This window comes from Candidatus Thiosymbion oneisti, assembly GCF_004359955.1.
Lineage (GTDB): Bacteria > Pseudomonadota > Gammaproteobacteria > Chromatiales > Chromatiaceae > Thiosymbion > Thiosymbion oneisti.
Map to the genome: position 1 here is coordinate 66,825 of NZ_SMSC01000016.1, position 20,159 is coordinate 86,983.

General features: G+C 59.1%; 13 protein-coding genes, 1 tRNA gene and 2 pseudogenes. 9 read left to right on the forward strand and 7 right to left on the reverse strand.

The window, feature by feature from the left end; genetic code table 11:
- Positions 1 to 146: 146 nt before the first annotated feature.
- Positions 147 to 1,190, reverse strand: a complete 1,044-nt coding sequence (locus E1958_RS11020) for a PstS family phosphate ABC transporter substrate-binding protein (RefSeq protein WP_133511920.1) — start codon at positions 1,188 to 1,190, stop codon at positions 147 to 149.
- A gap of 502 nt (positions 1,191 to 1,692) precedes the next feature.
- Complete coding sequence (locus E1958_RS11025; protein ID WP_089728364.1) at positions 1,693 to 2,109, reverse strand: high-potential iron-sulfur protein; 417 nt, start codon at positions 2,107 to 2,109, stop codon at positions 1,693 to 1,695.
- A gap of 337 nt (positions 2,110 to 2,446) precedes the next feature.
- Between E1958_RS11025 and nhaA the strand changes: the two genes are divergently transcribed.
- Positions 2,447 to 3,640 (forward strand): Na+/H+ antiporter NhaA, encoded by a 1,194-nt coding sequence (gene nhaA / locus E1958_RS11030; protein WP_133511921.1) that lies wholly within the window; start codon positions 2,447 to 2,449, stop codon positions 3,638 to 3,640.
- Between the two features lie 379 nt (positions 3,641 to 4,019).
- Here the strand turns inward: nhaA and prmC are convergent, their stop codons facing one another.
- The 3 genes and pseudogenes from prmC to hemA form a co-directional block, all read right to left on the reverse strand.
- Positions 4,020 to 4,904: a peptide chain release factor N(5)-glutamine methyltransferase gene (gene prmC, locus E1958_RS11035; RefSeq protein WP_133511922.1), complete on the reverse strand. Its 885-nt coding sequence runs from the start codon at positions 4,902 to 4,904 to the stop codon at positions 4,020 to 4,022.
- A gap of 263 nt (positions 4,905 to 5,167) precedes the next feature.
- Positions 5,168 to 6,247 (reverse strand): peptide chain release factor 1, encoded by a 1,080-nt coding sequence (gene prfA / locus E1958_RS11040; protein ID WP_133511923.1) that lies wholly within the window; start codon positions 6,245 to 6,247, stop codon positions 5,168 to 5,170.
- Positions 6,244 to 7,529, reverse strand: a pseudogene (hemA, locus tag E1958_RS11045) (glutamyl-tRNA reductase). The gene prfA and the pseudogene hemA overlap by 4 nt, the downstream one beginning before the upstream one ends.
- A 657-nt stretch (positions 7,530 to 8,186) precedes the next feature.
- Here hemA and E1958_RS11050 point away from each other — a divergent pair.
- From E1958_RS11050 to E1958_RS11085, 8 genes are all read left to right on the forward strand, one after another.
- A complete protein-coding gene (locus E1958_RS11050; protein ID WP_133511924.1) occupies positions 8,187 to 9,956 on the forward strand; it encodes a tetratricopeptide repeat protein in 1,770 nt (589 codons plus the stop codon).
- A 134-nt stretch (positions 9,957 to 10,090) separates the two neighbouring features.
- On the forward strand, positions 10,091 to 10,942 hold the full coding sequence (gene ispE, locus E1958_RS11055) for a 4-(cytidine 5'-diphospho)-2-C-methyl-D-erythritol kinase (RefSeq protein ID WP_133511925.1): 852 nt from the start codon (positions 10,091 to 10,093) through the stop codon (positions 10,940 to 10,942).
- Between the two features lie 5 nt (positions 10,943 to 10,947).
- Positions 10,948 to 11,022, forward strand: a tRNA-Gln gene (locus tag E1958_RS11060).
- A 156-nt stretch (positions 11,023 to 11,178) separates the two neighbouring features.
- On the forward strand, positions 11,179 to 11,664 hold the full coding sequence (locus E1958_RS11065) for a hypothetical protein (protein WP_133511926.1): 486 nt from the start codon (positions 11,179 to 11,181) through the stop codon (positions 11,662 to 11,664).
- A 526-nt stretch (positions 11,665 to 12,190) separates the two neighbouring features.
- Positions 12,191 to 13,129 (forward strand): ribose-phosphate diphosphokinase, encoded by a 939-nt coding sequence (locus E1958_RS11070; RefSeq protein ID WP_207787904.1) that lies wholly within the window; start codon positions 12,191 to 12,193, stop codon positions 13,127 to 13,129.
- Positions 13,030 to 14,727 carry a hypothetical protein gene (locus tag E1958_RS11075; RefSeq protein ID WP_133511928.1) on the forward strand — a complete coding sequence of 566 codons (1,698 nt, stop codon included), beginning with the start codon at positions 13,030 to 13,032 and terminating at the stop codon, positions 14,725 to 14,727. Before E1958_RS11070 ends, E1958_RS11075 begins: the two co-directional genes overlap by 100 nt.
- Before the next feature lie 206 nt (positions 14,728 to 14,933).
- Positions 14,934 to 16,010 (forward strand): histidinol-phosphate transaminase, encoded by a 1,077-nt coding sequence (hisC, locus tag E1958_RS11080; RefSeq protein ID WP_133511952.1) that lies wholly within the window; start codon positions 14,934 to 14,936, stop codon positions 16,008 to 16,010.
- A gap of 430 nt (positions 16,011 to 16,440) precedes the next feature.
- Positions 16,441 to 17,040, forward strand: a complete 600-nt coding sequence (locus E1958_RS11085; RefSeq protein ID WP_089728384.1) for an SH3 domain-containing protein — start codon at positions 16,441 to 16,443, stop codon at positions 17,038 to 17,040.
- 381 nt (positions 17,041 to 17,421) lie between these two features.
- Here the strand turns inward: E1958_RS11085 and E1958_RS11090 are convergent, their stop codons facing one another.
- Both E1958_RS11090 and E1958_RS21775 read right to left on the reverse strand, forming a co-directional pair.
- Entirely contained in the window at positions 17,422 to 19,908 is a 2,487-nt protein-coding gene (locus tag E1958_RS11090; protein ID WP_243725260.1) for a bifunctional acetate--CoA ligase family protein/GNAT family N-acetyltransferase, read from the reverse strand.
- A 91-nt stretch (positions 19,909 to 19,999) separates the two neighbouring features.
- Positions 20,000 to 20,110 (reverse strand): annotated as a pseudogene (locus E1958_RS21775) (hypothetical protein); the annotation flags it as partial.
- Between the last annotated feature and the right edge of the window lie 49 nt (positions 20,111 to 20,159).

Here is a 20,159-nt window from a genome sequence, read left to right on the forward strand (position 1 = left end):
CTGTTTTGCGTGCCTGTCTGCGTGCAGGGACGCCCAGGTAGGCGCTGGAGCATGGGAACGAGCCAAAAAATAAAGCCGGCGGCCCAGGGACCGCCGGCGGTTCTTTAGGGTCTAACTCCGGACCCGAACCTCGGAGTTATTTCTTCTTAAGGCTTGCTCATCGGCTCCATGGCCCGGGCGGATTTGGCCACCTTGTCACGCTCCTTTTTGGGCAGCGGGATCAGGCCCTTGTCGGTGAGGTAGCCCTCGTCCCCCCAGGCCTTCTCGCTGGTGAACTCCTTCACGTACTCCTCGATGCCCGGAATGGTACCCACGTGGGCCTTTTTGACATAGAAGTACAGGGAGCGGGAGATCGGATAATTGCCGGAAGAGATGGTCTCGAAGGTCGGTTTGACACCCTTGATCTTGGAGCCCTTGATCTTGTCGATGTTCTGATCCAGGAAGCTGAAGCCGAAGATACCCAGCGCCGTCGGATTGGCCTTGAGCTTCTGGACGATCAGGTTGTCGTTCTCACCCGCTTCGACGTAACGACCGTCTTCACGCACCCCGTGGCAGATCGCCTTGTACTTCTTTTTGTCCTGCTTCTTCATGGCCTTGATGAAGTCGAACTGCTTGCAGCCGGCTTCCATCGCCAGCTCGACAAAGGCATCACGTGTACCCGAGGTCGGCGGTGGACCCAGGACTTCGATCCCGGCGTCGGGCAGTTTAGGGTTGACCTCCTTCCAGGTCCGGTAGGGGTTGGCTACCAGCTTATCGCCGCCTTTCGGGTCGGGCACGTCCTTGGCCAACCCTAAGAAGATGTCCTTGGGTGTCAGGTCGAATTTAACGGCCTCCTTGGCGTTGGCGATGGCGATGCCGTCGTAGCCGATCTTGACCTCGACGATCTCCTTGACCCCCTTCTTCTTACAGGTATCAAACTCGGAACCCTTGATGCGGCGCGAGGCGTTGGTGATGTCGGGATGCTTGACGCCGACCCCCTCGCAGAACAGCTTGAGGCCGCCACCGGAGCCGGTGGACTCGATCTTCGGGGTCTTGAACTTGGTTGTGCGACCGAAGTTTTCGGCGACCGTGGTCGCAAAGGGAAACACGGTCGAGGAACCAACGATGTTAACGGTGTCGCGGGCCAGGGCCTGGGTGGCGAAAGGGGCCGCGACGGCCATAACGGCGGCGGCAATCAGCGTCTTCTTCATAAAAACCTCACACTTGGTGTATGGATGCGAACCCGTATTGCTACGGCCTAGGGTTGGGATTCTATAGCAACCTCATTACCATTTCGTGAATCCCCCTCTTGTTTCCACCCCCGGCGCGACCCTAGGGTGTGGTGAGCGCAGCGAACCGAAGTGGTCAGCGGAAACTTTGGAGGGCGGCGGCAACCTCACCCCGGTACCGACTGGAGTCCGCAGTGCCCGACATGACCGCAGGGTCGGCCATGGAGTGCCCGACCGCCGCCGCTTTGGATTTGGCGACCTATAAGGCGTTGCGACCAGCGGAAAGCGCCCTCGCGGCGGCGCGTGTGGAACCCGATGCTCAGGTTTCCGGCAAACGCTGCTGGTATCCCCCGTCGCTGAGATTCGATGTGGCTGCGCCGCTTAAGCCGGCGCACTTCAAAGCAGTCCGGAATCCAAAAGGGCCAAACAGAAAGCGAGGCCGAAACCCCGCTTTTCTTCGTCCAGGAGGAAACGCCTGCGGCTTTTATGCGCCCGGCTTCTTCGCCCAGGAGGCACACCAACCCTTCATGGAGACAGCCTTGCCCGGGAAGAGTTGGCAGGGACGCCAATCACCGGCACCGTCCTGGATGAACATGCAGTTAGCGCAGGTTTGACCCTTCGGTGCCATTGGCACCTTTGGCGCCTTTGGCTCTTTCTCTCCGTCCTTTGGCTTAGGCTTATACTCGACAGTGGCGTCATGCCTGTACTCTAAGGCAAGTGCCGTAGGATCTTTCTCTTCGTCGAGATGGGGTAGATCTGCTTTCTCCTTTTTTTCCTTCTCCGGATCTTTCGCCTGTGCGGCTGCCATACCGACCAGGTTCATCAGCGGGACAGCGGCCAGGCCTCCCATCATCGCTTTGATGGCATCACGACGACTCTCGCTCATCGGCTTATCGGACATGGTTGTCTTCTCCGGTAATTTCGACTGTTGGGAACATCTAATTTTGGGACATTACCAATGGTCTTGTCCAATACAGATGGACCTGAAGGCGTCGATGTGCTACAGATCGTTCGACCTGGGTGAGGATCAAGCAACCGGAGCTGCGGACCCCTGCATCGGTTCCGCGAGGCGTGGGTGGGGGGCACGGTGTAGTACGGACTTACGATCTGCCAGCCCGCGTAGGGCGGGAAAGGCGCGGCCACCTGGCACCGCGATTACCGCGCTGGCCGGCGCGCCGCGTCCCGCCTTTTCCCGCATCACACAAACATCGCACAAAGACACCAAGCCACAAAGAGATATGGTAATCGATAAATTAAAAGAATTTCTGCGCCTGGAGTCTGCCAGTGGAATTCTGCTCCTGATTGCTGCTTCGCTGGCTATGGTGGTCGAAAATTCGGCGGCAAAATACCTCTATGATGCATTACTCGGCACTCCGGTCGAGATCAAAATCGGTGATTTTGAAATTGCTAAACCGCTGCTGCTCTGGATAAACGATGGCCTGATGGCCATTTTCTTCTTCCTTATCGGCCTTGAGGTAAAGCGAGAATTCCTGGCCGGTGAACTATCCGATCCTTCTCGCGTTGTTTTGCCTATTATTGCAGCAGTAGGCGGTATGGCTATCCCCGCCGCGATCTATGCCTCGATAAATTGGGGTGATCCGGTAGCCATGAAAGGGTGGGCAATCCCTTCGGCTACGGATATCGCATTCGCATTAGGGGTACTTGCATTGCTTGGCAGCCGGATACCACAATCCCTGAAGTTGTTTCTCATGACCCTGGCCATAATCGATGACCTGGGCGCCATCATCATTATCGCGGTGTTCTATACCGCCGATCTGTCGTTTTCTTCGTTGCTGCTTGCTGTAATCGCCATCGTCGGCCTGTTCATCATGAATCGCAGCGGTGTATTGAGGTTGGCACCCTATATGCTGATTGGTGTGGTATTGTGGGCGGCAGTGCTCAAGTCCGGCGTACATGCAACGCTCGCGGGCGTGTTGACTGCCTTCTTCATCCCCTTCAAGCGAGAGGCGGGAGAAACCCACACCCAGCTGGAAAGATTGGAGCACGACCTTCACCCAGCGGTCGCTTATGGTGTCTTGCCGCTATTTGCTTTTGCGAATGCCGGTATCTCGTTTGAAGGCATTACGCTGGAATCCATGCTCCATCCGGTTCCATTTGGTATTGCAGCAGGCCTTTTTGTCGGCAATCAAATCGGCGTATTCGGCTTCAGTTGGCTGGCGATAAAGCTGGGGATATCGGAGATGCCTCAAGCCGTCGGTTGGGTGCAGCTCTATGGCGTCGCCTTACTCTGTGGAATCGGTTTCACAATGAGCTTGTTTGTCGGTTCGCTCGCATTCGAGCAAGGCGGCCCTGATTTCGCCGTAGATGACAGATTGGGCATTCTGTCTGGTTCGCTTGCATCCGGTATATTAGGTTACGTTGTATTGCGCTTTTTCTCCGGAAATAATCGTCCGGCCCCTACACCCAGTTAACCGGTTGCATGCCCGTAAACAGTAAAAATCGAGGAATCCGATAAAACGGATGGGACAGACAAGGTCTAACCCAATGCCATTAAGTTAAAGGTTACCGGTCGACAAAAAAGAAGAGAAACTACGAGTCACGCGAATCCGCGCGAAATTGTCATCCCGAACCGAAGGGAGGGATCTGTTTCGCGCCGATTTGTGCACTTCGTCGTTTTATTTCCGCATTGGTGTTGCCCACGAAGGCGTCTTTTCAATCCGCAGATTACGCAGATTTTCACAGATTGTTTCGTTCTTAATCTGTGGAAATCTGCGCAATCTGTGGATAAAGAAAGTTCGGTACACCAGACCGCGCCAAATTATTCAGGATTGCTTTTAACCAGACAGCTTCTCACACGGGCAGCCGTCCCGTAGTAACCCGTTCCCGGCCACCGAAATCGGGATGGGTGCGGATGTCCTCGAAACCATGCTGATTGAAGATCATTCGCACCGCCGGTCCTTGGTCGAAGCCGTGCTCTAAGGCAATGAATCCGTCGGGTCGGAGCCGGGAGGCCGCCTGCGCGCCCAAAATGCGGATGGCGTCGAGCCCGTCGGGGCCAGCAGCCAAGGCCCTGCGCGGTTCCCAAGGCAAATCGCCCTGCCTGAGGTGGGGATCCGCAGCGGGGAGGTAAGGGGGGTTGCCGACGATAGCGTCCAGGGACCGCTCGGCGATGGGCGCCAGCCAGTCGCAACTGACAACGTGCACGTTCCTAAGTGCGTAAGTGCGGAAGTTCCTGCCGGCCATGCGGGCGGCTCCCATATCCTGGTCGGTTGCGATCAGGGTCCAGGCGGGTCGTTCGGAGGCCAGTGCGGCGGCGATGGCGCCGCTCCCGCTGCCGGCGTCCAGGACCAAGATCGGTGCGTCGGCGCGGAGCCGTTCCAGCGCCAGCTCCACCAAGAGTTCCGTCTCCGGGCGCGGAATCAGGGTATCCGGGGTGACCTCCAGATCCAGGGTCCAGAATGCCTGATGGCCGCGGATATGGGCCATGGGTTCGCCGGCGAGGCGGCGTTGGATCAGGGCCTCGAAGCGGGCCAGGTCTGCCTCGCCGAGCTCGGCCTCCGGCCAGGCCAGGAGCTCCGTACGCGTGTGCCCGGTCGCATCGCACAACAGCAATGCCGCCTCCAGGTGAGGGGAGGCCTGGGGTAGCGCCGCCAGCGCTGCGGTGGCCTCCCGCAGTACCCTTCCAATGCTTGGCCTGCGCTGCGCGTCATCGGTGTGCCTGGAGCCTGTTGACATTCGGAAGGTCCGCACAGCGGACCCTACGCTAAGTCTGCCTGACTGTATGGTCCGCTGTGCGGACCGCTGGGGTGTTGTAGCCTAATCTGCACCCTCCTTAGATCGAACCACGGATAGACACGGATCAACACGGATTGGTCTCCATCCGTGTCGATCCGTGTTCATCCGTGGTTCTCGTTTCCGGTTGTTATCCGCACCGCGCAAAAAAATTCATGCCTCGTCGGTCTGAGGCAAAGCCTCGCTGGATGTCAACAGAACCTAGATCAAGCCCTCATCAGGGCCACCAGCTGCTCCGCCTGGTATTCCTGGATCAAGGGGTCGATGACCTGGTCCAGCTGTCCGGTCATAATCTCTTCGAGCTTGTACAGGGTCAGGTTGATGCGGTGGTCGGTAACCCGGTTCTGCGGGAAATTGTAGGTACGGATGCGCTCGGAGCGATCACCGCTGCCGACCTGTAGCCGGCGGGACCGGGCCTGCTCGTCGACTTGGGCGGCCTGGGCCTGGGACAGTAGCTTGGATTGCAGCAGGGACATGGCACGGGACTTGTTCTTGTGCTGGGAGCGTTCATCCTGACATTCCACCACGATCCCGGAGGGCAGGTGGGTGATGCGCACCGCCGAGTCGGTCTTGTTCACATGCTGGCCGCCGGCGCCGGAGGCGCGATAGGTGTCGATGCGGAGGTCCTTGGCGTCGAGCGCCAGGTCGTCGATGGCCTCGGCCTCGGGCAACACTGCAAGGGTGCAGGCCGAGGTGTGGATACGGCCCTGGGACTCGGTCTCGGGTACCCGTTGGACGCGGTGGGTGCCGGCCTCGAATTTGAGGTGCGAGAAGATGCCGCCGCCGCTGATACGCAGCACGGTCTCCTTGTAGCCGCCGAGCTCGCCGGGGCTCTCGCTCATCTGCTCGGCCGACCAGCCTCTGAGCTCGGCGAAGCGCAGATACATGCGGGCCAGATCGGCAGCGAACAGGGCTGACTCCGCGCCACCGGTGCCGGCGCGGATCTCCAGGAAGACGTTGCGTTGGTCGTGGGGATCCGGGGGCACCAGCAGTCGTTTCAGCTCCGGCTCCAGGGTCTGGCGCCGTGCGGTGCCGGCAGCGATCTCCTCGCGGGCCAGGTCCGCCAGCTCCGGGTCCGCCAGTAGCTCCTCGGCGCCAGCGATTGCATCCTCGATTTGCCGATAGCGCCGGTAACAGGCTACCACGGCCCCCAGCTGGGCGTATTCCCGGCTCAGCTCGCGAAACTGTCGCTGGTCTTCCTGGATCTGTGGATCGGCCAGCAGGGCGGTGAGCTCGCCGCAGCGGTCCGTGAGCTGATCGAGCTTGTGGCGAATGGAGGGATTCATAAGGAAGAACCCGATTTTTCGTGGGGTCGGAAGAGCTCGTTGGCGGCCGCCAACAGCTCCTCCCGGCCCTCCCGTCCGGCTTGTCGCAGGCGGACGCTGGGTCCGTGCAGGAGCTTGTTGGTGAGGGTGTGCGCCACAAAGCCGATGACTTCCTCGGGGGGCTTGCCGCCTTGGAGTTGGCGCCGGGCCTTGGTGAGCACCTGATCGCGCAGGCGTTCGGCACGGTCACGGTAGCCCTGGATCAGGGTCACCGCATCCAGGGAACGCAGCCAGCAGAGGAATTCCTCGGTATGGAAGCCGATGATCTCCTCGGCCTGTTCGGCGGCCTCGCGGCGCGAGCGCAGGCCTTCCGCCACCAGGTCCCGCAGATCGTCCACGGTGTAGAGATAGACGTCGTCGAGCTCACCCACTTCCGGTTCGATGTCGCGGGGCACGGCGATATCCACCATAAAGATGGGTCGATGCTTGCGTTGTCTGAGGGCCCGCTCCACGGTTCCCTTACCGAGTATGGGCAGCGGGCTGGCAGTGGAGGTGATGAGGATATCCGCCTGCGGGAGGTGGTTTGCCACCTCGGTCAGGGCGATGGCGAAGCCGTCGAACCGGACGGCCAGGCCGTGGGCGCGCTCGACCGTGCGGTTGGCGACCAGGATGCGCCCGATCCGGTGTTGGTGGAGGTAACGCGCGGCGAGCTCGATGGTCTCACCGGCGCCGACGAGCAGGGCGGTTTGGTCATTCAGGTCGCTGAAGATTTGCCGCGCCAGGCTGACTGCCGCGAAGGCCACGGAGACCGGGCTGTTGCCGATGGCGGTATCCGTGCGCACCTGCTTTGCCACCGCAAAGGCGTTTTGAAACAGTCTGCCGAGCAGTTTGCCCGTGGCTCCGCTGTCATTGGCTACTTGAAAGGCCGTCTTCACTTGACCGAGTATCTGGGGCTCGCCGAGTACCATGGAATCGAGTCCGCTGGCCACTCGCAGCAGGTGCGAGACCGCCTCGCGGTCCAGCCGCGTGTAAAGGTAAGGCTCGAGGTGCGCCGGGTCCAGTCCGTGGAATCGCCCCAACCAGTCAGTAATTGGCTCCTCGGCATGCCCCGGTATGCCCCAGTGTGCATGGAGCAGTAGATCTCGGTGCGGTTGCAGGTGGACAGGATGAGTCCCTCACAGATCGGTGCGAGCTCGGTGAGACTGCGCAGGGCGCCCACCAGGATGTCCGGTCCGAAGGCGACGCGTTCGCGCATTGCCACGGGGGCGGTCTTGTGGTTGAGTCCGACTGCCAGAATCGCCATCTTTTACAAATACTTTTGGGAAGGAACCTACTTTGAGAAGCTGTCTGGTTAAAAGCAATCCTGAATGATTCGGTGCGGTTTGGGGGGAAAGATCCCTCCTGCGTCGGGACAGGGTTTGACGGGTTGCGTTTCGACGCCCAACGGCTCATTGATCGACGGCCAGGCCCGTACCGGCGTCTCAACGCAACCTACACCCAGATTACCCCCGCGCGGCCTCGCGTTAAGTGTAGGTTGGGTTAGGCGCGCGGTTCGATCCCGAAGCCCAGTGACAGGGCTGAACGCGCCGTAACCCAACACGCCGGATCCCACAACCAACGCCAAATAATCCAGGACCGCGCCCGGACCGGCACGGCGCCGAACGCGGCGTAACGCAACCCGACGCTCGGATCCATTTTAACCAGACAGCTTCTGATTCTTTGGCATCGGCGGCCTCTATGCAAGTGGCGCCCGTGCGACTCATATGAAAAACAGGTATTCTCACTAATCAAACGACCCTAAGCTACTGATTGTTGAGATATGCCCTAGACGAAAATCGTGTTTTTCAAAGTGCCCTTGAAGGCGTCCTCGAAGCGTCTCCATCATTGGACTTTTAACTGGGAATTTAACGGTTATACTGTACTCAATTCGTTAACGCGCGTTCGGTTTATATGACCTCATATGCAAAACCGATTCAGCTTCTATTTCTTCCTCCTGCTCCTATCGTCGGTTGCCGACGGCGCCGGGCTGTCCCCTATTGCTGATGCTCAACGCTTCGCCGGCGTTGGGGCCAAGCCGGATCGGGTGCCGGAGGCCGTGGTGCAACTTCCGAAGACCGTGCGCCCCTCCGGGCTGAGGGTGGAGCTCATCTACGCCGTTCTCGTCGGGCAAATCGCCGCACAGCGCGGTGAGCAGGAAATGGCCTTCACCCATTTCCTGCACGGCGCGCGTTTGGCCCGGCTTCCCCGATTGGCAGAGCTGGCAGCCAACGCGGCCCTCACCCTCAACGATGCCACGGCTATGCAGCAGACCGCGGACCTGTGGCTCGACCTGGCTCCCCAGGCGATCGGTGCCCACCAGCTGGCGGCCTACGCGCGGCTCAAGGCCGACGACGTGCCCGCCGCGATGGAACACTTGCGGCGTATCATCGCACTGGCGGCGGCGGAGGGTGGGGATGGCTATGGTCGAGCGGCCCACCTGGTCTCCAAGCTGGAGCTTCCGGAGCGGCGTTTGAAGCTCATGGAGACCCTGACTTCCGAGGAACCGGAGAGCGCCGAGGCCTGGTTTGCCCGGGCCATCGTGGCTGCCGGCGCCGACCGGCACGAGGAAGCGGTGGACGCGGCGCAGCGGGCTTCGGATCTGCGTCCGGGTTGGAATCTGCCGCGTATTTTCCTGGTCCAATTGCTCCTGAAGCGTGGTGATCGCAAGCAGGCGCGCCAGGTCCTGGAGGCCTTCGTCAACGAGAGCCCCGACGACCAGAGGCTACGCCTGTTCTATGCGCAGCTGCTCATCGACGAGCGGGAGTTTTCCCATGCCCGTAGCCTATTCGAGCAGATGTTGCGCAATGCGCCGAAGGCGCCGGATGTCCTGTTTGCGCTGGGCATCCTTTCACTGCAGCTGGAAGATCTGGAAGCCGCCCGCGATTACCTCATTCAGCTGCACGCTACCGGTGAGCGTCGGGGCGACTCCGCCTATTACCTTGGGCAGGTGGAAGAGCTGGCGGATAATCCGGAGGCCGCCGTGTCCTGGTACCGCAAGGTGGGGGGCGAGCACGCCGTCGATGCCGGGGTGCGGGTTGCGCTGGTGCGCGCCAAGCAGGGGGAGGTGGAGCGCGCGCGCGAGCTCCTGCAGCAGCTGCGCGACCAATGGCCCGAAGATGCGCCGATGATTTACCTGGTGGAGGGTACGGTCCTGATTGAGCTGGACCGACCGGACGCGGCAATGGCAGTTTACGACGAGGCATTGGAGGCCTTCCCCGGCGATCATGATCTCCTCTACGCGCGTGGCCTGCATGCCTCCTCGCTGGATCGGCTGGATATCATGGAAAGCGATTTCAAGGCCATCCTCGCCGAGGATCCGGACAGCGCCGAGACCCTCAATGCCCTCGGCTACAGCCTAGCGGATCGGACCGAGCGGTTTACCGAGGCCCTGTCCTATATCGAACGCGCCTTGGCCCTGAAGCCGGACGATCCTGCCATACTCGACAGTATGGGTTGGGTCCAATTCCGGTTGGGTAATCCGGAACAGGCCCTGGAGTATCTGCGCAAAGCCCTGGCCCTGATGCCTGACGGCGAGATCGCTGCGCACCTGGGCGAAGTGCTCTGGACCCTGGGTCGGCACGACGAGGCACGGAGTATCTGGGAGGCGGCCCGGGAACGGGAGCCGGACCATGAATATCTCCTGCGTTTGATCGGCCGCTACAACTTTACGCGTTCGGACTCTCAACCTTAAGAGAGCCTGTCTAATTTACGGCTGTTCTATTAAGGCTTCGAGCGGCCGCTGTTATGCCCCCTCTTCCCCGAGGGTGTCGCGAAAGTCATTTCGAACCACTTAAGACCACAAACACGCAAGCCAGACAGGCTTTGATGACCGCCCCTCCGCTCAGGCATCCCTGGCCCGCCCCGGCCAAGCTCAATCTCATGCTGCGGGTCCTGGGGCGGCGTCCCGACGGTTATCATCGCCTGCAGACCGTGTTCCAGTTCATCGACCGGCAAGACCGGCTGTTCTTCAAGCCGCGCGACGACGGTCGGATCAGGCGCACATCGAACCTTGCCGGGATCCCGGAGGAATCCGATCTGGTGGTGCGTGCGGCCCGCTTGCTCCGGGATCGGGCTGGCAGCGGTCTTGGGGTCGATATCCGAGTGGAGAAGCAGCTGCCTCCGGGGGGTGGGTTGGGTGGCGGCAGCTCGGATGCGGCGACGACCCTGGTGGCATTGAACCGAATCTGGGATCTGGGCCTTTCCGAATCCGAACTGACCGAACTCGGCTTGATGCTGGGCGCGGATGTCCCGATTTTCGTTTACGGGCATGCGGCCTGGGGGGAGGGGATCGGCGAGGTGCTGACCCCCATCGATCTGCCGGAGCCTTGGTATCTAGTGCTGGTACCGCAGTGTGAGGTGGCCACCGCTGCGGTCTTCTCAGACGAAGAATTGACAAGGAATTCGGCTCCAATCACAATAAAAAACTTCATTGCCGGCGATGATCGGAACGACTGTTTGGCGGTCGTGCGACGACGCTATCCTGAGGTTTCAGCGGCCTTGGACTGGCTTGCTACCGTCGGTCGGCCGCGGCTCACCGGAACCGGTGCCTGTGTGTTCTGCACATTTGCGACGGTGGCGCAGGCGCGTGCCGCCTGCTCGATGGCCCCGCCGCGCTTCTCCGCCTTCGTCGCCCGCGGAATGAATCGTTCGCCGCTCTCGGAAGTGAGCCGGGTTTAACCCCTTGGGGCGTCGCCAAGCGGTAAGGCACAGGGTTTTGATCCCTGCATACCCAGGTTCGAATCCTGGCGCCCCAGCCATATGTCGGTTAGATAAGAGACCCCTATGTCGCCACCGAGATGCCTGCCGCCTGAGGTCCAAGGTCCCTGCCGCGACCCTTTAATGCTGGATAACAAAGGAAACTCACGGTTATCGTCCTCAGCCTTGGTCTCGCTATTGGTATCGCGTATGTAGCGGTGAGCAGCGGACCTGACCTCGCCGACGGGGATTTGTCCCATAACGACAAGCGTGCTGGGACGGTGCCCGCGCATCTCGCCTTAGTTACCCCATATCTGGGCGCGCCCGTCGACGCACTCCCGTTCGAGGAGGGTATCGCCATTTCGAGCGCCGGACCGAACGCAGGCAACGCCGCTTGGATCGTAGTGGAGGCCTACACCGATGCGGGCGAAGCTGCGTGCGCCGGGTTTCGTCCAACTGAAGAGGCGCTAGTCGCATGGCTGAACGACATTCGAATGGCCCCGGAGCGGTTTCTGGTCAATGACCTCTATTCTCCCTGTAAGCTGACGGGCCAAATCGTCACTCGTACGGGTGCAGCGGTGGCCTTCAGCGTGCAATCCAGCGGAATCGGCACAATTGACCTGTCTAAGGGCGAGACCGTGGTCTTTGCACCGCCTGGCTGGAGCGATCCCAATGCCGGGCTCTACTTCAATTCCGGCGAGTAACCATTCGGCGAGAAAACGAGGACGAGATAAAGCGAAGACAGTCCACTATGGTGATGGGCACGCCGCGCCGGGTGCATCCTCCCAAGCCGTCGCGGCTTGGAAACCGCCGTGGAATGACCGCAGCCGCGAGCCCGGCTGGCCGGGCGCTGGCTTTGCCCATCCTACGAAATGTCAACAGGACCTATCCTCTACCATTTAAAGAGTTACCACTACCAGAGGCTGTGTAAATGGCATTGCGCTACCAGTTAGGGTTTTACCACTACCCGGCGGCGGCGTTGGATTGATGCGCTATTTTTCATGTCTTTCGCAGTGCGGTAGCTACTCGGTTGCCCTTGCCCCTGTCTCGCGTTTCGGATCGGCCCGTGCGTGGGGGTTGCGGCCAACGGTCATCCGATTTTGAAAATCCAGGAAGGCAGTGCGGTACGAGGCCGGGAATGTCCTTGAACCTTGATCTCCTGTGGTCTTCACGACCTTTGTGTTGATGGCCCTTGTGTCGATGGATAAATCAGCCGTGTCCGCCAACCAGATGATGGTGTTTTCCGGAAACGCCAATCCGCCGCTGTCCGCGGAAATCGCAACTCACCTGAACGTCCCGTTGGGAAAGGCCGTCGTGGGTCAATTCAGCGACGGCGAGGTGATGATAGAGATCCGGGAGAACGTTCGCGGTCGCGATGTTTTCGTGGTTCAGCCCACGGGAGCGCCCACCAACGACAACCTGATGGAGCTGTTGGTGATGATCGATGCCCTGCGTTGGGCATCGGCGAGGCGGATCACGGCCGTTATCCCCTATCTCGGCTATGCGCGTCAGGATCGGCGCCCCCGTTCGGCTCGGGTGCCTATCACGGCCCGGCTCGTCGCCAAAATGCTCGGCCATGCCGGTACGGATCGCGTCCTCACCATGGATCTGCATGCCGACCAGATCCAAGGCTTCTTCGATATACCGGTGGATAATGTGTATTCGTCGCCCATCCTCTTGGGCGATATCTGGCGACGGAAGTATCCTGATCTGCTCGTGGTGTCACCCGACGTCGGCGGTGTAGTGCGTGCCCGCGCGTTGGCGAAGCAGCTCGACGATGCCGATCTGGCGATCATCGACAAACGCCGGCCACGGGCCAATGAAGCAAAGGTCATGAACATCATCGGTGACGTGAAAGGCCGCACCTGTGTGCTGATCGACGACTTGGTGGATACCGCAGAGACCTTGTGTCGGGCGGCCGCAGCGCTCAAGGAGCATGGGGCCGTCCAGGTGGTTGCCTATTGCACCCACGCGGTGCTTTCCGGGTCGGCGGTTTCGAATATCGCCGCGTCTTTGCTGGATGAGCTGGTGGTTACCAACACCATCCCGTTGCGCCCGGATGCGGCCGCATGCTCCAAGATCCGCCAGCTGAGTATCGGCGAACTGCTTGCCGAAACCATGCGCCGAATCTCGAACGAGGAGTCGGTCAGCTCACTGTTCGTGGACTGATCGATATGAAATCCAGCTGGCTCAAGGCAGCTATCGACAGCGATCGTCCGATTCTGATTTTCTTATTCTTTTTTCCTTGGTCCATTTGGTTTATCTATAGAACATCATTTACGATCGACGATATCCGCTATTTTTGTCTTTTCGATGACGCCATGATATCGATGGCGTACGCAAAGAACCTGGTCAATGGATACGGTCTCAATTGGGCCAGGTTCGGAGAACCCGTGGAGGGATTTACCACACCGCTGTGGACATTCCTGATGATCCCCGTCAATGCATTACCTGTCGGGCTCAACTACAAAAGCCTGTTCATTCAGGTTTTTTCAATGATATTGTTGGCCCTCAACATATTGATGATACGTAAGTTGATGGTCACTCACTTCGGCTTCGGGGCGAAAAGATACTGGTTTCCGGCCGCTGTGCTTACCGCTTCTTACTATCCCCTAAACTTTTGGGCCTTACAAGGGATGGAGTCCGGATTACAGGTGCTCCTGGTTACTTCATCCATCTATCTTGCTTTCAGTGTAATCGAAAAGAAATCCAGTCCCGTTACGCTACTTTCGCTGTTTGCGGTTGCTTATCTGGTACGGATGGATATGATGCTGTTGGTTTTGGTCATTCTCGGTTTCATTGCTTACCAACCCGGCTTTATCCATGTAAATAGGCGTTCCTGGTTGATCGGCTTTGCGATTTTCGGTATGACGATTGTGTCATATTCAATCTTCCGGTGGGTATATTTTCATGAGCTACTTCCGAATACCTACTACCTGAAGCTGACGGGAGTTCCTTTTGAGATTCGTATTCTAAGAGGCCTGGACGTTTTCGTTAAGAATTTTTTTCTTCCGATATCAATACCCCTTCTTCTCATCATAGCCGGCACCCTACCGCTCGTGCGGATCCGACCAAAGCTCGGGTTACCGCTCTTGATTATCGGAATCTGTTTCGGTTACTCGATCTATGTCGGCGGTGATGTCTGGGAGTATACCAATGTCGGCGCGAATCGATTTGTCACCGTTGCTATGCCCATGTTATTCGTATTGTTCAACGCATTGTTGAACCAGGGATTGGACTATTTAGATCAAAGAAAAAAACCATCGCTAGCTCGGGATCGCGCTGTGATAATTTTTGTCTCACTTATCTTTTCTTTGTTTTTTAATGGTTTTTTTCTGTCTCCCTGGAACTTTGGAGAAGAGTTTAGGAAATTTACCGTTATCAAACGCCCTGCTTATAGTATCAGTCATGACTGGGTTATTCGCAAATCTATGGAATTACAAACCTTGTTACAACCGGCGTCTATTGTGGCGACTGGTTTGGCTGGTGTTCCAGCCTATTTTACGGATTTTCGAATGGTGGATCTTTTAGGATACAATGAAAAGACAATTGCCGGAATGGATATTCCACCACTTTCTAGGTTGGATTTTAAAAAGTATCTTCCCGGGCATCTGAAAACGGATATTCCTTATATCCTGGCCGAATATAGACCTGACTTTTTCCTTTTCCCACCTAAGATGTCGGAAGATTTCTGGCAGAGTCGAGGTTACGAATACAAAGGTGAACTCAAGGGTTGGCATAAAGTTACGGCGTTTTCGGAAACATGATCGGGGATCAAGGTCAATGCCGTTAAGTTGGCTGCTGACCGCTTGTCGTGGTCGATCAGGATGCGGAAGAGAAAACGACGAAGCGCGCGAAGCGGCGTGAAAAAGATCCCTCCCTTCGGTTCGGGATGACAATTTCGCGAGGATTCGCGTGGTGCGTCGTTTCTCCTCTTTTTTGTCGACCGGTAACGCTTAACTTAATGGCATTGATGTCCAAGCTGATCGAACATCTGATCCGCCCGGAGATTCAGTCCCTCGGTGCCTACCAGGTCCCGGATGCCGCTGGTCTCATCAAGCTGGATGCGATGGAGAACCCCTATACCTGGCCCGAGGGGTTGCGTCGGGAGTGGCTGGAAGCGCTGCAGGCGGTCCATCTGAACCGTTATCCGGATCCCCGCGGAGACGAGCTGCGGGCGACGCTGCGGGCGTCTATGGGTATCCCGGATGCAATGGGGTTGCTGCTGGGCAATGGCTCGGACGAGTTGATCCAGATGCTGGCGCTGGCGGTAGCGCGGCCCGGATGCAGGATGCTGTCCCTGGATCCGGGCTTTGTCATGTACCGGATGATCGCCCTGTTTGCCGGTATGGAGTATGTCGGCGTTCCGCTGCGGGCCGAGGATTTCTCGCTCGATCTGCCGGCGTTGCTGGCGGCCATGGCAAGGGAGCAGCCGGCCATCGTCTTCATTGCCTATCCCAACAACCCGACCGGGAACCTGTTCGATGCCGATGCCGTCGTGCGCATCATCGAGGCGGCGCCGGGTCTGATCGTCCTCGATGAGGCCTATGCCCCCTTCACCGATCGCAGCTTCCTGCCGCGCCTGGGGGACTGGCCCAACCTGTTGGTAATGCGTACCCTCTCCAAGATGGGCCTGGCCGGGCTGCGGCTCGGCTACCTGGCTGGACCCACTGAGGTGCTTACCGAGATCGACAAGCTCCGACTGCCTTACAATATCGATGTGCTGACCCAGGTAAGTGCCATCTTCGCCCTGCGCCATAGGGAGGTTCTCGACGAACAGACACAGCGGATCCGCGCAGAACGCTCCCGTTTGTTCACCGAGCTGTCCGGTCTGGATGGCGTCCGTCCATATCCCAGCGAGACCAACTTTATCCTGTTACAGGTACCCGCTGGTCGGGCCGATGAGCTCTTCGAGTCCCTCAAGCGTAGCGGCGTACTGGTCAAGAATCTCGATGGCACCCAGCTATTACTCGAGGGCTGCCTGCGGGTGACGGTGGGGCGTCCGGAGGAGAATGATACCTTCCTCGCCGCCCTCGAATCGGCCTTGTAGGCATAGGGGTATAACCCAGGGCAACCGAATGATAATCTCTGCTCAACAAGCTGTTGTCGGTAAGCGAGTCGAGTCGGTTGGGCAACCTGTCCGACTCTTTGGAGTGCGCCGGCAGAGCGCTGCCTCTGATTGGAACCAAGCGGTGCGCATTACTGCCACGGTGTTTGCCGGGAATCGGCGGTGCGGCGTTCCACCCGCAGCGCGGCGACGGCGCTTTGGTTTGCGGCCGGTTCCCATCCAAAGCGGCGTCGGATTCGTGCCCGTCGGGAGGCCGGTGCTAGTGGCCCATCACCGGCGATCTCTTCCCAAGGACCGGGGTATCCGGTTGCCGCCGCACGCCAAAGGGCAGTAAGCCGGCACCGGCAGGAAGCTTTCCGAACGGGTAGTGAATGACAGGTAGCTGTTGGGCTTCACAAATATGGAGGAAGCAATGAAAAGACTGATTCTGGTTGCGGCATTGGTGGCACTGACCATGCCTGCTTATGCTGCACGAGACGGCTGGGTAACTGTCGATAATCTCAATAGGAGAACTTGCCCAGCATCAACGTGCGGAATCGTCGGGGTTCTTAAATTCCGTGAAAAGGCAACCATTCTCGAAGAAAAAGCCGGCTGGGCTCGAATTACAAAATATTATGATGCCTCGTGCGTCAATGGGCTTAGTCACTATGTAGATAGTAGCAATAAGAAATGCGTATCTAGCAATGGCATCAACAATGGCAAATTTGCCGAATGGGTGTCTGCTAAGTATTTAAGCTCAACACGCCCGCCAGATCCCGCGGCAACCGCTTCAGCAAATTACGCTCTGGTTAAAGGTTCAGATGATTTCAGGATCTATAAAGACGCATTTGCTATAGTTGCTGATCAACTAATCGCTTCTGGTAAATGTTCTGCTAACGATTTTCGTGAAATGGGTGGCTGGATGAAATCGTCCAATCACAGAAGCAAGCCCATCTACTTTACTTACTGTGGTGGGATGCGCAGTAGTAACAAGATCTACTTGAATGCAGCTACCGGTGAAATCATGCGATAAAAGCCCAACAAGGGGCTACAGCCGACCCCAAAAACGCTGGCGCGTTTTCGGGCCGGCTGAGCCCAAGCGATAGTCAGCCTTTCATTGCCTCTGCATTCTCCGCGTCTCTGTGGTTCAAAAGACTGGCAACCCGCTGGGTTTTTTCGATTTATCATTCGGTTGCCCTGGGGTATAACCCCGGACTTAAGAGCGGGAACCATGGGTGTGGCAGACCTGTCTGCAGCGGGTAGGGGTTTCGTTTTCCCCATCTTACAACGCTCTTTTTGAATCCACAGATTACACAGATTTCCACAGATGAGAAACGAAATAATCTGTGAAAATCTGTGTAATCTGTGGATTTAAAAGCGGACCCCATTTCCGTGGTGTGGTCGGCAGAAAACTTTACTCCTCCTGCAAATCCAGCCAGGTCTCGAAGACTTCTGGATCGTCGGGTGAGATCTTGCGGTGGAAGCCCATGGCGCCGATCATCGCGAGCATGGTCGGGTTATTGCACAGCACATGGCCTGTGAGCTTCCGGATCCCGCGCGAACGACAGTAGTCGATCATCTTGCTCATGAGCTTGCGCCCCAATCCTGTTCCCTTTAGATCCGAGCGTACGATGATGGAGTACTCGGCGACCAGATTGTCGGGGTCCGCTATGGTCCGCACCTCACCCAGGGTCTCCGGTTTGCCGCCGGCGTCGGGGGCGGTGGCGATGAAGGCCATCTCCCGGTCGTAGTCGATCTGGGTGAAGCGGGCCAGCACCGGGTGCTGAAACTTGCTGAAAGACCCGAAGAAGCGGAGCTGGATGTCTTCGGGGCGGAGCTTGGCGAAGAAGACCGCGTGCTCCGGCTCGTCTTCCGGGCGGATGGGCCGTAGCTGCACCAGGGGCCCGGTCCTGAGGGCGAAGTCTTCCTCGAGCACTTGAGGATAGGGGCGAATCGCCAGCCGGTGGTGGAACGGTGGGGATTCCGCCCACAGGCGGATGCTCGTCTCGACGGCCAGCACCTCTTGGTCGTCCGCGAAGAGCGGATTGATCAAGAGGTCGGCGATGGGTGGGATATCGACGATCAGGTGCGAGAGCTTGACCAGGGTCAGGCAGATGGCGTCGATATTGGCTGCCTTGTGGCCATGATAACCCCGCAGGACATTATGGATGCGGGTGCGCGACATGAGCTCCCGCGCCAGGTGCATGTTCAGCGGCGGCAATGCCACAGCCAGGTCGCCGATGACATCCGCCGCGGAGCCGCCTTGGCCGAACAGGATGACGGGACCGAAGACGGGATCTGAAACGACACCTGCCATCAACTCCTGGCCTCCGGGGCGTTGCACCATCTTCTGTACCGAGAAGCCAGCGACCTGGGCCTTTGGGAACAGCCGCCGCAGCCGCGATCGGATGCGCTGCTCCGCTTCCACCACCGCCTGGGGCGTGTCTAGGTCGAGGACCACACCGCCGACGTCCGAGCGGTTGGCAATATCGGGAGAGAGGAGCTTGACGGCGACCGGAAAGCCGAGTGATGCGGCCAGTTGTGCGGCCTGTGCCGGCGCTCCGGCGATCCGGGTAGGGACCGTCGATAGGCCGTATGCCGCCAGAACCACCTTGGCCTCGGGATCGGCCATGACTGTTTTGCCTGCAGCCAAGGTCTTGCGCACGGCATCCTGCGCCACATCCGTGGCGGGTACGAATGTCCGGGGTACGGAAGGCGGCGTTTGGATCAACAGTTCCTGGTTTTGACGGTAGCGTACCCGATGTAGGAACGCACGTACCGCGATGCCTGGTAATCCATAGCTCGGGATGCCGGCCTGTGCGAACAGGTTGCGTGCCGGCAACGCGGTTTCCCCACCGATCCAGCAGGTCAGGACGTTGCCCCCGGTTTCCGATACGACTCGGACCACCGCTTCGGCCGCCGCCATGCCGGACGTCACGGCGGTCGGGGTGTGCAGGACCAAAATCGTGTCGACCTCCTGGGCCGCGACCAGGATCCGCAGGACATCGGCATAGCGCTCGCCCGTGGCGTCGGCCCTGATGTTGACCGGGTTGCCGTGGGACCGGACCATCGGCAATAGGGCATCGAGTTGCTCCAGGGTCGCGTCGGTGAGGCGCGTGAGGCTGCCACCACCTTGGTTCAGGGAATCGACGGCCCTGATTCCAGTACCATCGCTGTTGGTCATAATCGTCAGATCGTCGCTCCTGAGCGGACCCGAGCGGGCCAGGGTTTCCACCGCCGCGAACAGCTCCTCCGTATCCTGTACCTGGAGCATCCCGGCGCGCCGAAAGGCCGCGGCGTAAACCGCATCCGATCGGACCCTGGTCCGGGCTGGTGCTGAGCCGATGGAGGTGGCCTCCGGATGGCCCGTGGCCTTGACGATGAGTACCGGCTTATTGCGAGCGGCCGCCCGCGCCGCCGACATGAATCCGCGGGAATGGACGAGCGTTTTCATGAACACCAGGATCGCCCTGGTGGACGGCTCTATGCTCAGAAAATCGATCACCTCGGCGAATCCCACATCGGCACATTCGCCCAGGGCGATGAAGTGTGAGAAGCCGATGCCCTTGGCACTTGCCCAGTCGAGGATGCCGGTACACATCCCCCCCGACTGGGAGACGAAGGCGATCTTGCCGGGCAGCGCAGAGCGATGGAAAAAGCTGGCATTCAAACCGATTTCCGGAATTACCAGACCGGAGGAGTTGGGCCCCAGAATCCGCAGGTTATAGGGCCGTGCGGCCTCCAGCATGGCCTCTAGGGTCGTTTCTCCCTGTTCGTCACACCGACCGGACATGCCGACCGTCAAGACGATCGCCGCCCGGGTGCCCCGTTTGCCGAGTGCGCTCACGAGGGAGGGCACGGGTTCCGGTGGGGTGCCGATGATTGCCAGCTCCGGGGTCATCGGCAGCTCGGCAAGGTTCGGATAGGCCAGTACCCCCCCCCACGGACTTGAATCTTCGGGTAACCGGCATGATGGGTCCGTTGAAGCCGCCGTGCAGGAGGTTCTGAATGACCATGGTGCCGATGCGCCCCGGCTCCTGGGAGGCCCCGATGAAGGCAACCGACTGGGGACGAAAGAGGGAATCGAGGTGGCGTAGACTCATGTGTTTGCCAGTGCTTGCCGGGGTACTTGGGGAAGAGAACGCCAAGGCG

What these genes read in the sequence shown, in the direction of transcription:
- E1958_RS11020 (WP_133511920.1), bottom strand. Translation starts at nt 1,190, where the DNA reads ATGAAGAAGACGCTGATTGCCGCCGCCGTTATGGCCGTCGCGGCCCCT.
- E1958_RS11025 (WP_089728364.1), bottom strand. Translation starts at nt 2,109, where the DNA reads ATGTCCGATAAGCCGATGAGCGAGAGTCGTCGTGATGCCATCAAAGCG.
- nhaA (WP_133511921.1), top strand. Translation starts at nt 2,447, where the DNA reads ATGGTAATCGATAAATTAAAAGAATTTCTGCGCCTGGAGTCTGCCAGT.
- prmC (WP_133511922.1), bottom strand. Translation starts at nt 4,904, where the DNA reads ATGTCAACAGGCTCCAGGCACACCGATGACGCGCAGCGCAGGCCAAGC.
- prfA (WP_133511923.1), bottom strand. Translation starts at nt 6,247, where the DNA reads ATGAATCCCTCCATTCGCCACAAGCTCGATCAGCTCACGGACCGCTGC.
- E1958_RS11050 (WP_133511924.1), top strand. Translation starts at nt 8,187, where the DNA reads ATGCAAAACCGATTCAGCTTCTATTTCTTCCTCCTGCTCCTATCGTCG.
- ispE (WP_133511925.1), top strand. Translation starts at nt 10,091, where the DNA reads ATGACCGCCCCTCCGCTCAGGCATCCCTGGCCCGCCCCGGCCAAGCTC.
- E1958_RS11070 (WP_207787904.1), top strand. Translation starts at nt 12,191, where the DNA reads ATGATGGTGTTTTCCGGAAACGCCAATCCGCCGCTGTCCGCGGAAATC.
- E1958_RS11075 (WP_133511928.1), top strand. Translation starts at nt 13,030, where the DNA reads ATGCTCCAAGATCCGCCAGCTGAGTATCGGCGAACTGCTTGCCGAAAC.
- hisC (WP_133511952.1), top strand. Translation starts at nt 14,934, where the DNA reads ATGTCCAAGCTGATCGAACATCTGATCCGCCCGGAGATTCAGTCCCTC.
- E1958_RS11085 (WP_089728384.1), top strand. Translation starts at nt 16,441, where the DNA reads ATGAAAAGACTGATTCTGGTTGCGGCATTGGTGGCACTGACCATGCCT.
- E1958_RS11090 (WP_243725260.1), bottom strand. Translation starts at nt 19,908, where the DNA reads ATGACCCCGGAGCTGGCAATCATCGGCACCCCACCGGAACCCGTGCCC.